Raw genomic sequence first — 12623 nt, 5'->3', positions numbered from 1 at the left:
GCGCGGGGATCGCGCCGACCGGCGTAGTGGCCGTCGTCTCGCGGGTCATGCCGCCCTCCGGGGTTCGTCGGGGAGTCTCAGCAGGACTCCGGCCAGGCTGCGGGCGGTGGTCGCCCAGCCGTCGAGCGCCGCCCGCCGGCCGCGCGCGGCGGCCTTCAGACGACGGCGTACGTCCGCCTCGCCGAACCAGCCACGCAGTTCGGCGGCGAGCGCGGCGGGGTCCTCCGGCGGTACGAGGATGCCGGGTACCCCGCCGTCAGGAGCCCTGCCGACCGCCTCCGGCAACCCGCCGACGTCGGTGGCGAGCACCGGGATGCCCCGGGCGAGGGCCTCGGTGACGGCCATGCCGTAGGTCTCGGCGTACGAGGTGAGGACCATCAGGTCGGCGGCGGCGTAACTGGCGTCGAGGTCGGCGCCGGAGCGGGGGCCGGCGAGGTGCAGCCGGTCCGTCAGGCCGTGCCGGGCGATCAGCGAGCGCAGGTGGGCGACGTACTCGGGGTCCTGGCCGAGGCCGCCCACGCAGGTGCAGGTCCACGGCAGGTCCCGGACCGCCGCGAGCGCCTCGACCAGCCGGTGCTGGCCCTTGCGCGGGCTGACGGTGGCGACGCACAGCAGGTGCGAGACCCCGTCGGTGCCGCCGGCCAGCGGGGCGATGTCGGCACCCGGGGCGGCGACATGCACCCGTTCGGGTGCCAGGCCGTGGTGCGAGACCAGCCGCCGTACCGCCCAGTCGCTGGTCGCCACCACGGCCGGCACGGCGCGCAGCACCGCGCGCTCCCGGGCGTCCAGGTCGGCGGCCACCGCCGGGTCGAGCCCGGTCTCGTCGCCCAGCGGCAGGTGCACCAGGACGGTGAGCCGCAGCCGTTCGGCCTCCGGTACGACGACCTCGGGGACCCCGCACGCCACCAGGCCGTCAAGGAGGACGACGGCGCCGTCGGGCAGCTCCCGCAGGGTGCGGGCGAGGGTGTCCCGGGCGGCCGCGTCGGGGCGCGGCCAGGAGCCGGGCACCGGGTGCCTGGTGACCTGCCAGCCGAAGCCGGGCAGGTCCAGGCAGACCCGCCGGTCGTAGGCGTTGCCACCGCTCGGGGTGGCCAGGTCGTCGACACCACCGGGCATGACGAAGTGCACGATGCGCAGGGACATGGGCAGGATCCCGATGTTCGCGGGGGCGTTCTCGCCGGCCGGGTCGGTGGTCGCCGCGCGCTGCGCGGGCACGTAGGTCAGGGCCGGTGCCCGGCCGAGGGTCACGTCGGTCACAGGGCACGCTCGTAACTCGCCCAGGCGACGTGCGACTCGTGCAGGGTGACGGTCAGGCCCGCGAGGCCCCGGGCGCCCTCACCCAGGGCGCCCTTCTCGATCCGCTCGGCCAGCCGGTCGGCGATGACCTTCGCCAGGAACTCCGTGGAGGTGTTGATCCCGGCGAAGTCCGGCTCGTTGTCGAGGTTTCTGTAGTTCAGCTCGCTGACCACGGCGCCGAGTTCCTGGGTGGCAAGACCGATGTCGACGACGATGTTGTCGTCGTCCAGCTGCTCACGGCGGAAGGTGGCGTCCACCAGGAACGTGGCGCCGTGCAGTCGCTGCGCGGGTCCGAACACGTCGCCGCGGAAACTGTGGGCGATCATGATGTGATCGCGGACGGTGATGCTGAACAACGGACGACCCTCCAGGTGCGGCGCGTCTGGTCCCCCGGCTGATCCCTGCCGGGGGATGCCCTTAATACGGCTCGTGGCTTCCCCGTGTTCAGTCCACTCTCACTCTTTTCTCAGGTCAGGACCTCTTGGCGGCCCGCATTGGACATTCCGTCAGCCGACGTCGCCGTAGCGGACCCGGTGGCAGAGGGCCGGGATCTCCCCCGAGGCGAGTTTCGGGAGGACTTCCGGGAGCTCTTCGAACGCGCTTTCTCCCGTGATGAGGGCGTCCAGCGCCGGATCGGCCAGCAGGTCCAGGGCCAGGGCGAGCCGGTCGGCGTAGCCGCGGCCGGCGCGGGCGGCCGGGGAGACGGTGCCGACCTGGCTGCTGCGCACGGTGAGGCGGCGGGAGTGGAAGGCCTCGCCGAGCGGGAGGGCGATCCGCCGGTCGCCGTACCAGCTCAGTTCGAGGACCGTGCCCTCGGGGGCGAGGAGCTCCAGGGCGCGGGTGAGGCCCTGCTCGGTGGCGCTGGCGTGCACGACCAGGTCGCAGCCGTCCAGGGCGTCCTCGGGCGTCGCGAAGTCCACCCCGAGGGCCTCGGCGGTCTTGGCGCGGGCCGGGTCGGCGTCGACCAGCTGGAGCCGTACGCCGGGGAAGCGGGCGAGCAGGGCGGCGACCGAGCAGCCGACCATGCCGCCGCCGATAACCGCGATCCGGTCGCCGACCAGGGGCGCGGCGTCCCAGAGTGCGTTCACTGCGGTCTCCACGGTGCCCGCGAGCACCGCACGCGCCGGTGGTACACGGTCCGGTACCACCGTCACCGCGGTCACCGGAACGACGTAACGCGTCTGATGCGGATACAGGCAGAACACCGTACGCCCGATCAGCTCAACCGGGCCCGCCTCCACGACGCCGACGCTCAGGTAGCCGTACTTCACCGGCCCGGGGAACTCGCCCACCTGGAACGGCGCCCGCATCACCGCGTGTTGGCTCTCCGGCACCCCGCCGCGGAACACCAGCGTCTCGGTCCCCCGGCTGACTCCGGAGTACAGCGCGCGCACCAGCACCTCGCCCTCGGCGGGCTCCGTGAGGGTGACGTCACGCAGCTCTCCGTGGCCCGGAGAGCGGAGCCAGAACGCGCGGGCCGAGCGGTTCATCGGCATCCTCCTGAACGATCGGGATGTTGTTCACGTACCGAGATGTGCACAGCGAGAAGTGCACAGGCCGCGCACAGTACGCGGCGTTGATCGACTCTGTCACTCGGCCGGAGGACGTGCGGTGGCCCTGAACAACACTTACGAAGCCAGGCTGGTCCAGCAGGAGACCGCTGTGGGAGCGGGCGTGCAGATCCTGTTGCTGACCTTGCTCGGGTCGGCGATCGGCATGGGGCCGGCCGGATGGCTGACGGGGCTCGCGTTCGCGATAGCCACCTGGGCGGTGCTCTCCCGGGCCCTGCACCGCACCCGGCCGCGCTCGTTCGGCCCCGCCAACCGGGTGACCCTCGGCCGCGCGATCCTGGTCGGCGGCGTGACGGCCCTGGTCGCCGACTCCTTCGAGAGCTCCCCGCCGGTCTCGCTCCTGGTCGGCCTGACCGCCGTGGCCCTCATCCTCGACGGCGTGGACGGCAAGGTGGCCCGCCACACGGGTACTTCCACGGCCCTGGGCGCGCGCTTCGACATGGAGGTCGACGCGTTCCTGATCCTGGTGCTGAGCGTGTACGTCTCGACGCAGCTGGGCCCGTGGGTGCTGCTGATCGGCGCGATGCGCTACGCGTTCGTCGCGGCGGCGAAGGTGGCGCCCTGGCTGAACGCCCCGCTGCCGCCGTCGATGGCCCGCAAGACGGTCGCCGCGATCCAGGGCATCTGCCTGCTCCTCGCGGGCGCGGACCTGCTGCCGTACCTGGCCAACCTGGCCGTGGTCCTGCTGGCGCTCGGCTCGCTGCTGTGGTCGTTCGGACGCGATGTGGTGTGGCTGTGGCGCAACTCGCGGACGGCGGAGGCGACGGTGACGGTGTCGGAGCGGGAATCCGTTCCGACGGTGACGGTGACGGAGCGGGAGGCGGCCCCGGCGGTGGCCGCGGTCGCGGTCGCGGTCGCGGTCACGGAGGAGGAGCGGGTGGCGGCCCGGACGGCGACCGAGCTGCGGCTGACGGTGCGCGCCGAGGCGCGGGTCGAGGTCCGCGCGGAGGAGAGCGAGATGCTGGAACTGGCGGTCAGGTGACCTGACCGAGCACGACGCAGGGGCCCGGACCGGGGGATGGTCCGGGCCCCTGCTGTTTGCCTACGAGCGTGGGCCAACAGGCGTTGTGCCTGTTTGCCTACGAGCGTGGGCCAACAGGCGTTGCGTCAACGGGCGGTACATCAACGACCGTTGGCCAACGGGTGTTGACCTACGGGTGTTGGCCTGCGCGTGCGGGCCAACGGGCGTTGGCCTGCGTGCGTGGGCCCACGGGTGCTGACCTACGCGTGCGGGCCCACGGGTGTTGACCTACGCGTGCGGGCCCACGGGCGTTGACCTACTCATGTGGGCCCACACGCGTGGGCCCACACCCGTTGACACCTACGACCGCGCACCCCGCGTGCGGACGAAGGCGAGCGTGGCCGCCGCCAGGCCCAGCACGCCGACGATCAGGCCCGCGATGCCGAGGCCGCGCGCGATGGAGTCGCTGGAGTCGGCCGACGCGGTCGTCGTCGCCTTGGCGCTGCTCTGCGTTGCCGGTGCGGCCGCGGCACTGTCGTCGGCGGTGCCCTTCGCGGTGAGCTTGAGCGTCGGCGCCGGGTTCTCCGGCTCCTCGCCGCCGCTCTCGGACTCCTCGATCCAGCGCACGACCTTGCCGTCGGAGTAGGTCTGCAGGGTCTTGAAGGTCAGCTGGTCGGCGTCCTCGGGGAGCTGGCCGAAGGCGACGTCGAAGTCCTCGAACTGGCCGGCGCCGATCTTTCCGCCGGTCCAGGTGATCTCGGAGGCGGCCTCGGTGATGGTGCCGTCGTCGGTCTTCACGGGCGTCTTGAGCTTGGTGGTGGTCACCTTGGCGGTCCAGCCGTCCTGCGGGGAGACGAGGACGCCCAGGACCGGGTGGTCGGTGGGCAGGAAGACCTGCACCTTGGTGGTGGAGGCCGTGTCCTCCTCGTTGGGCACACGGAAGGTCAGCACACCGTCGGTGGCTCCCTTGGCGTAGCTCTCGGGGTGGACGGTGACGTGCGCGGAGGCGACGCCGGCGGCGGCGAGGACCGACGCCACGGTGAGCGCGGTGACGGTGGCGGCGCGGCGCAGGGCAGAGTTGGCAGACATGGGTGAGGGATCTCCGTACGAGTGAAGTCTGTTGGGGGGTCTCGCGGGTGTTAGACCGGGTACGGGATCGCGGCAGGCGGGCCGCGTCGGCTCACCGCGTGCCGTAGGGCGAGGAGTCGGCGGCGGCGTATCGGACCGCCCGGGGCCAGGTGCGGGCCGGCGGCCGGGCCGGGCAGCGGGGCGTCGCGCCACCAGGCCGCCAGACCGGGCACGAGGGCGACCGCACGGCGCAGCAGCGACCACAGCGCCGCCTCGCCGCACCGCAGCCACCAGGAGGCGACCAGGGCGACGAGGACATGGGCGAGAGTGGCATGCGCGGTCAGGGCGTGGGCGTGCGGGTACTGCTGCGCCACGCCACCCATACCACCACTACCGGCCATACCGCCCATGCCACCCATACCGACCATGACATGACCGTGCATGCTCATGCGGGTCATGGTCATGGTGGACGCGGGAGCCGGGGTGACCGCGCGGGCCGCGTCGAAGCCGAAGTGCAGGCCGGCCTGGGTGAGCAGCATGCCGACGCCGATCTCCGGGAGTCCGCGCTCACGCCCCGCGAGGGCGCGCCCCAGACCGAACACGGCGACGAACCCGGCCGCGTCGGCCCACAGCGGCGGCATCTGCCCCATGGCCAGCGCATGTCCGGCGGCAGCCAGGAGCACGCACACCGCGGCGAACACCGCGGCACGCAGGCTCCGTACCGCCGGTGACGCATTCATGGTGAGCGATCCTCCCACGGTGGGGGGATACGCGAGGCACGGACGCCCCGTTCACTCACGGCTGGGGTTTTCCCGTGCGAAGGCCGCGGTTCGCTGTGAGGGCGGAGGGCGGAGGGCGGAGGCCGGACGACGGCGGACCGCCGCCCGGCCCGGAGCCCCTACTTCTTCTGCTCCACCCGCACCCAGTCCACCTCCGCCTGCACTCCCCCGGCCGCGATCTTGTCGACGCTGGCCTGCGGCAGGCCCCAGTAAGGGGTGGTGACCTGGTTCCAGCCGGCCGGGTAGGCGCCGCCGAGGGCAAGGTTGAGGATGACGTACTGGTTGTGGTCGTAGACCCACTGGCCGCGCGTGGACTCCACCTTGTTGCGGGTCGTCTCCTGGACCAGGGTGTCGTCGACGTAGAAGCGCATCGCCGTCGGCGTCCACTCCACCGCGTAGGTGTGCCACTGGTCGACGGTGCCGCCGTTCGGGAAGGTCTGGCGGGCGCCGATGTTGCCGTCGGCCGAGTACCCGGGGCCGTGCAGCGCGGTGCTCGTCCACGTCGGGTAGCCGATGTTCTCCATGATGTCGGTCTCGCCGGAGGCCGGCCAGGAGACCGAGGGGTTGTCGACGTTGCTGCCGAGCAGCCAGAAGGCGGGCCAGAAGCCGTCGCCGACCGGGAGTTTCATGCGGGCGCTCACGCGACCGTACGTGAAGTCGAAGTGGGTGTTGGTGTCGATGCGCCCGGACGTGAAGTCGTAGGTGCCGCCGCCCGCCTGGGTGCAGCCCTTGCAGTACTTCGCCTTGAGGATCAGTTCGCCGTTCTGCGTCAGGACGTTGTTCGTCGAGTCGACGTACGCCTGGGACTCGCCGTTGACCGGGCCCATCTCGGTGCCGGTGCGGACCACCCGCCACTTGGAGCGGTCGAGTGCGGCGCCGGTGAAGTCGTCGAAGAACGTGGTCTGGTAGGTGCCCGACCGGTCGCCCGGGAGGGCGGGGTAGGCCGCCGACGCGCTGCCGCCGGTGCCCCAGACCTGGAACTCGTACAGGGAGTAGCCGAACTGCGCGGTGTAAGGGGCGGGGTTGTAGAAGCTGCGGCGCTCCTTGCCGAGCATCCGGACGTAGCGGCCGGTGGCCGGGGAGGGGAGGGTGACGGTGTCGTGCAGGCCCGCCGCGTCCCCGGGGGCGGCGATGTTCGCACGGCGGGCGGCGATGGCCGCGGCCGAAGGCTCGTACACCGTGCGCCAGTTGACGTTGTCGTCGGAGACCTGGAGCAGGTAGTCGACCGCGAACGCCGACTCCCAGTACAGGTCCACGGAGGAGATCGTGGAGGTGGCGCCCAGGTCGACCGAGATCCAGCGGTCGGCGTTCCAGTCGCTCGACCAGCGGGTGTAGTCGCCCTTCAGGTCGGCCGGCCAGCCGCCGTCGGTGGCGAACGCCGGTGAATTGCCCGCGTGCTGGTAGTAGTTGGAGTAGGCCGGGTGGTTCAGGGCGAGGTTGGTGACGGTCGAGGACGCGGGGGCCGGTTCGCCGCCGTAGACCTTGAAGTTCCAGAGCGAGTAGCCGTAGGGGGTGGCGCGTTCGATGCCGCGCATCCGGACGTAGCGGCCGGTGACCTCCTGCGGGTAGGTGCTCGCCGTGACCGAGCCGCCGGTGCCCGCGGTCTCGGTGTAGAACGGCGTCCAGTCCGTGCCGTTCTTCGAGGCCTCCAGGACGTACCTCTTGCCGTAGGCGGCCTCCCAGTCGAGGACCACCCGGTCGATACGGACGGTGGTGCCGAGGTCGATCCGGATCCAGGCGTCGTCCGCGAAGTTGCTGGACCAGCGGGTCGCGCCGTTGCCGTCGAAGGCCAGGCCGGGGGTGGTGCCGCCGTTCTCGCTGCCGGAGGCGGTGACGGCGTTCGGGTTCGCCGTGTAGGCGGTGTTCGCGCGGTCGGTGTCCCAGGTCACGGCGGCAGCGGCGGCGGACGCCGGTACGGCCAGGACCGGGCCCGAGGCCAGCAGGGCGGCCGTCGCGAGGGCGGCCAGGAGGGTGCGGGGAATGCGGGTCGGCATGCGGGTCTCCTGAGTGTCGATGGTGCACATGTTGTTGTGTTCATGACAGTTCAGAGGGTGGTGTCCATGGCCCGTCGTGCATGCGTGGGAGAAAGCGGTGCGGTGGACGCGGAACTCCCCTGTGCCGCGCCCACCGCCGTTCCGGTCAGGCCGCCCGGCGGGCCTGTCCCCGGTGGTCGCGGATGATGTCCGCGTACCGGTGGCCGCTGCCCTTGATGGTGCGGACCAGGGTCTTGTAGTCGACGTGGACCAGGCCGAACCGCTTGTCGTAGCCGTACGCCCACTCGAAGTTGTCCAGCAGCGACCAGGCGAAGTACCCGGCCAGCGGGGCACCCTTGCGGGCCGCGGCGGCACAGGCGGCGAGGTGCCCGACCAGGTACTCCTGGCGCTCGGGGTCGTCGATCGTGCCGTCGGGGCGCACCACGTCCGGGTAGGCCGAGCCGTTCTCGGTGACGTAGAGCTTGCGGGCGCCGTACTCGTTCGTGAGGCGCAGCAGCAGCGTCTCGATGCCGCTCGCGTCGATCTCCCAGTCCATTCCGGTGCGCGGGACGTCCGGTCGGCGTACGGAACGGGCGTACGGGGCGGGGCCGTTCGGGTCGTCCTCGATGTAGGCCGGGAAGTAGTAGTTCAGGCCCAGCCAGTCGAGCGGGGTGGCGATGGTCTCCAGGTCGCCGGGGCGCTCGGGGAGTTCGACGCCGTACGTCTCGACCATGTCGGCCGGGAAGCCGCGGCCGTGCACCGGGTCCAGCCACCAGCGGTTGACGTGCCCGTCGTGGCGGCGGACGGCGGCCTCGTCCTCGGGACGGTCCGAGGCGGCGAACACCGTGGAGAGGTTGTTCACGATGCCGACCTCGGCGCCGGGCGCGGCGGCACGGATCGCCTGGGCGGCCAGGCCGTGGCCGAGGAGCAGGTGGTAGGAGGCGCGGACGGCGGCCGTGAGGTCGGTCAGACCCGGGGCCATCTTGCCCTCCAGGTGGCCGATCCAGGCCGAGCAGGAGGGCTCGTTGAGGGTGGTCCAGTGCCGGACCCGGTCACCCAGCCGTTCGGCGACCACGGAGGCGTAGGCGGCGAAGTGCTCGGCGGTCGCCCGCTCGGGCCAGCCGCCCCGGTCCTGCAGGGCCTGCGGCAGGTCCCAGTGGTACAGCGTGACCGACGGGGTGATCCCCGCCGCGAGCAGGGCGTCGATCAACTCGTCGTAGAAGTCGAGGCCCTTGGCGTTGACCGGGCCGTCGCCGCCGGGCCGCACCCGCGGCCAGGCGATCGACAGCCGGTAGGCGTTGGTTCCGAGCCGGCCCATCAGGCCGATGTCCTCGCGCCAGCGGTGGTAGTGATCGCAGGCGATGTCGCCGTTGTCGTCGCCCGCGATCTTCCCGGGGGTGTGCGAGAAGGTGTCCCAGATGGAGGGTGAACGGCCGTCCTCGGCGACGGCTCCCTCGATCTGGTACGCCGCGGTTGCCGTGCCCCACAGGAAGTCGTGCGGGAGTGCGGCGAGGTCGATGGTCACGTAATTCCTTTCGCGACAAGCTTCGGAACTGGGGGGGTTCACTTGACGGCGCCCGCCGTCAGCCCCGCCACGAGGTAGCGCTGGAGCAGCAGGAAGCCGGCCACGACGGGAACGCTCACCACGAGCGAGGCGGCCATGATCTGGTTCCAGTAGACGTCGTACTGCGTGGAGTAGCCCTGCAGGCCGACGGCGAGGGTGCGGGTGGTGTCGTTGGTCATGACCGACGCGAAGAGCACCTCTCCCCAGGCGGTCATGAAGGCGTAGACGGCGACCGCGACGATCCCCGGGATCGCGGCCGGCACCACCACCCGGAACAGCGCGCCGAGCGGCCCGCAGCCGTCCACCAGCGCCGCCTCGTCCAGGTCCCTGGGCACCGAGTCGAGGTACCCGATCAGCATCCAGATCGAGAACGGCAGCGAGAACGTCAGGTAGGTGAGGATCAGGCCGCCGCGGGAGCCGAACAGCGCGATGCCGGTGGCGTTGCCGATGTTGACGTACAGCAGGAACAGCGGGAGCAGGAAGAGGATGCCCGGGAACATCTGCGTGGACAGCACGGTGACCGTGAAGACCCGCTTGCCGCGGAACTCGTAGCGGCTGACCGCGTAGGCGGCGAACACCGCGACCACGACCGAGCAGACGGTCGCCGCCACCGCCACGATCAGCGAGTTCACGAAGTACCGCGCGAGCGGGACCGTCGACCAGATGTCGATGTACGGGCGGATGGTCAGCCCGCTGGGCAGCCAGCGGAACTTGCCGGTGACGTCCGCGAGCGGCTTCAGCGAGCTGGAGATCATCACGTACACGGGGATCAGGACGAACCCGGTGAGCAGCGTGAGGAAGATCGCCCGGGCCCAGAGGAAGGAGCGCGGCGGGGCCATCGGCGAACTGGGGCTAGACATCGGCGGTCCTCCGTCCGCGTGAGGTGAGCGCGAGGTAGACGCCGGTCACGACCAGCAGGAAGAGCAGCAGGAGCACGGACATCGCCGAGCCGCTGCCGAAGTTCCAGGTGACGAAGGAGGCCTGGTAGATGTGGACCGAGATGAGGTCGGCGGCCTCCGGAGCGGCCTTGCCGAACAGGACGTACGGCGTGTTGAAGTCGTTGAACGTCCACAGGAACAGGACCAGGACCAGCACCTGGTTGACCGGGCGCAGCGAGGGCAGGGTGATCCGGCGGATCTGCTGCAGCATGCCGGCGCCGTCCAGGGCGGCCGCCTCGTACAGCTCCCTCGGGATGTTCTGGAGTCCGGCCATCACGATCAGGAAGGCGAACGGCCAGCCCTTCCACACCGACACGGTCAGCAGGGCGTAGAAGCTGTTGTCGCCGATCAGCCAGAAGGACGGCTTGTCGGTGAGGTGCAGCTGGTCGTGCAGGACGTGGTTCACCAGGCCGTTGTCGTGCTGGAACATGAACACCCAGGTGATGACGGCCGCGTAGACCGGCAGCGCGTACGGCACCAGGAACAGGGTCCGCAGCAGGCCCCGGCCGCGGAAGGTGTCCTGCATGAACACCGCGGCCGCGGTGCCCAGCAGCCAGCACAGGCCGACCGAGAGCAGGGTGAAGCTGACGGTGACGAGGAAGGAGTGCAACAGGGCCTTGCCGACCGGGGCGTTGAACTCGATCGACGTCCGGTAGTTGTCGAACCCGGACCAGGGGGCGGTGCCCCAGTCGCGGATGTAGAACTGGGTCAGCTCCTTGAAGCTCATCACGACGCCGATGACCATCGGTATCAGATGGACGAGGAGTTCGAGCAGCAGGGCGGGCAGGAGCAGCAGGTACGGCAGTCCGATCCGGCGGATCCGCCCGGGGCGGCGGCCCGAGCCGCCCGCCGCCCCGGGGGAGTTCGCACGCACCGGCTCGTGCACGGCGGTGGTGGTGGTCGTCATGGTGCTCAGGCCGCCGGCATCTGCTGCTGGGCCTTCTCCAGCTCGGCCTTCACGGAGTCGGTGGTGACGGCGTGGCCGGCGGCCGCGGCCGCGAACAGGTTCTTCACGGCGGTGCCGACGGTCGTCTCGAACTGCGACTCGGCGGCGACCTGGGGCAGGGCCGCGGCGCTGGTGGCGAGCGTGTTCTTCAGGACCGAGTTGGCGGGGGTGTTGAAGGCCGGGTCCTCCTGGGCGGCCTTGACCGGCGGGATGGAGCTGTAGGCGGTGTTGAGGATCTTCTGCTCGTCGTCGCTGGTCATGAACTTCACGAACTTCGTCGCGCCGTCGAGGTTCTTGGTGTTCTTGAAGACCGCCAGGTTGATGCCGGCGACCATCGAGTTGACCTGGGCGCCGGTGCCGGGGGTGCCGGACTGCACGGGCACGGGGGCGATGCCGTAGTCGCTGTCGCTCATGCCCTGCGACTTGAGGTTGGAGGACGCCGACTGCCACAGCAGCATCGCCAGCTTGCCCTTGGCGAAGTCGCTCACCGACTGGTTCTGCGCGTACTCGGCGTCGCTGGTCGGGATGGCCTTGTCCTTGGCCATGAGGTCGACGTACTGCTTCACCGCGGCGACGACCTTGTCGTCGGTGAAGTTGGGCTTGCCGTCGGCGGTGAAGAAGTCGGCGCCGTGCTGCTTGGCGAAGACGAAGGTGTGGTGGATGTTCTCCGACACGTTGCCGCCCTCGGCGCCGAGCACCGACTTGCCCTTGGCGGATATCTTCTTGCCGTCGGCGATCAGCTCGTCCCAGGTGACCGGCGGCTTGGCGATCCCCGCGTCGGCGAAGATCTTCTTGTTGTAGTAGAGGGCGTAGGCCATCGAGTACAGCGGTACGGCCGCCGGGTCCTTGCCCTCGGCGCCCGTGGAGCCGAGCGCGGAGTCGACGAAGCGGTCCTTGCCGCCGATCTTGTCGAAGTTCTTGGCGTCCCAGGGCAGCAGCGCGCCGGTCGCCTGCAGCGAGGCGCTCCAGGTGTTGCCGATGTTCAGCACGTCGGGGCCCTGGCCGGAGGTGGTCGCGGTCAGGATCCGGTTGAGCAGGTCCGACCAGGGCACGACCTCCAGCTTGACCTTCACGCCGGTCTGCTTCTGGAACTTGTCGAGCTCCGGCTGAAGTACCTTCTTGTCGATCTCGATGCTGGCACCCTGGTTGGAGGCCCAGTAAGTGAGCGTCTTCGGGGAGTCGTTGGACCCGCCCCCGGTGGACGACCCGCCACCGCAGGCCGTGGCCGCGAGGGCGAGAGACATGGTGACGGCGCCTACGGCCGCGGCTCGGATGCTGCGCATGGCTCCAGCTGTGCCTTTCCGGGAGACGAGAACCCCGAGAGGGCTTCGCGAAGGTCGGCACCCGCGATTGCGAAGGCCGAGACCACCGTTCGGCTCCCGAAGCCCCTCATGGCTTAATTTAGGACGTGAGTTAATCCCCCGAACAGTAGCTCGTCAAGGGATCCGGCACGGGTATCCGTGCAGGCGGGCCGGGGAACACCCGGTTCCGGCCCGGTACTCTCCCCACGCCAAGCGGCGTGACCTG

The 12623-nt window shown here is 70.7% G+C and carries 10 protein-coding genes and 1 pseudogene; 1 reads left to right on the top strand and 10 read right to left on the bottom strand.

The annotated features are described in order from the left end of the window. Nucleotides 1-45: 45 nt before the first annotated feature. The 3 genes from ABZ642_RS24910 to ABZ642_RS24900 all read right to left on the bottom strand — a co-directional run bounded on the left by ABZ642_RS24910 (nt 46) and on the right by ABZ642_RS24900 (nt 2786). Complete coding sequence (locus ABZ642_RS24910; protein ID WP_360488081.1) at nt 46-1257, bottom strand: glycosyltransferase family 4 protein; 1212 nt, start codon at nt 1255-1257, stop codon at nt 46-48. Next, on the bottom strand, nt 1254-1652 hold the full coding sequence (locus ABZ642_RS24905) for a 6-carboxytetrahydropterin synthase (RefSeq protein ID WP_351699293.1): 399 nt from the start codon (nt 1650-1652) through the stop codon (nt 1254-1256). Before ABZ642_RS24905 ends, ABZ642_RS24910 begins: the two co-directional genes overlap by 4 nt. Nucleotides 1653-1802: 150 nt before the next feature. After that, nucleotides 1803-2786 (bottom strand): dehydrogenase, encoded by a 984-nt coding sequence (locus ABZ642_RS24900; protein WP_360488078.1) that lies wholly within the window; start codon nt 2784-2786, stop codon nt 1803-1805. Nucleotides 2787-2907: 121 nt separating this feature from the next. Here ABZ642_RS24900 and ABZ642_RS24895 point away from each other — a divergent pair. Next, a pseudogene (locus tag ABZ642_RS24895) lies at nt 2908-3618 on the top strand (CDP-alcohol phosphatidyltransferase family protein); the annotation flags it as partial. Nucleotides 3619-4188: 570 nt separating this feature from the next. On the opposite strand, the gene ABZ642_RS24890 reads toward ABZ642_RS24895, so the two are convergent. The 7 genes from ABZ642_RS24890 to ABZ642_RS24860 form a co-directional block, all read right to left on the bottom strand. Then, nucleotides 4189-4917 carry a YcnI family protein gene (locus ABZ642_RS24890; protein ID WP_360488075.1) on the bottom strand — a complete coding sequence of 243 codons (729 nt, stop codon included), beginning with the start codon at nt 4915-4917 and terminating at the stop codon, nt 4189-4191. A gap of 50 nt (nt 4918-4967) precedes the next feature. Then, nucleotides 4968-5636 (bottom strand): hypothetical protein, encoded by a 669-nt coding sequence (locus tag ABZ642_RS24885; protein ID WP_360488072.1) that lies wholly within the window; start codon nt 5634-5636, stop codon nt 4968-4970. 158 nt (nt 5637-5794) lie between these two features. After that, nucleotides 5795-7669, bottom strand: a complete 1875-nt coding sequence (locus ABZ642_RS24880) for a discoidin domain-containing protein (RefSeq protein ID WP_360488069.1) — start codon at nt 7667-7669, stop codon at nt 5795-5797. A 145-nt stretch (nt 7670-7814) separates the two neighbouring features. Beyond that, entirely contained in the window at nt 7815-9173 is a 1359-nt protein-coding gene (locus ABZ642_RS24875) for a GH1 family beta-glucosidase (RefSeq protein ID WP_360488066.1), read from the bottom strand. Between the two features lie 38 nt (nt 9174-9211). Next, nucleotides 9212-10072, bottom strand: a complete 861-nt coding sequence (locus tag ABZ642_RS24870) for a carbohydrate ABC transporter permease (protein ID WP_360488063.1) — start codon at nt 10070-10072, stop codon at nt 9212-9214. Beyond that, nucleotides 10065-11057, bottom strand: coding sequence for a sugar ABC transporter permease (locus ABZ642_RS24865; protein ID WP_360488060.1), 993 nt, complete (start codon nt 11055-11057; stop codon nt 10065-10067). The genes ABZ642_RS24870 and ABZ642_RS24865 overlap by 8 nt, the downstream gene beginning before the upstream one ends. A gap of 5 nt (nt 11058-11062) precedes the next feature. Next, nucleotides 11063-12379 (bottom strand): sugar ABC transporter substrate-binding protein, encoded by a 1317-nt coding sequence (locus tag ABZ642_RS24860; protein ID WP_360488057.1) that lies wholly within the window; start codon nt 12377-12379, stop codon nt 11063-11065. Between the last annotated feature and the right edge of the window lie 244 nt (nt 12380-12623).

Source organism: Streptomyces sp. NPDC007157 (assembly GCF_040634235.1).
GTDB lineage: Bacteria > Actinomycetota > Actinomycetes > Streptomycetales > Streptomycetaceae > Streptomyces.
The sequence above is the reverse complement of the archived record's forward strand: the minus strand, read 5'-3'. Positions and strand labels throughout refer to the sequence as shown.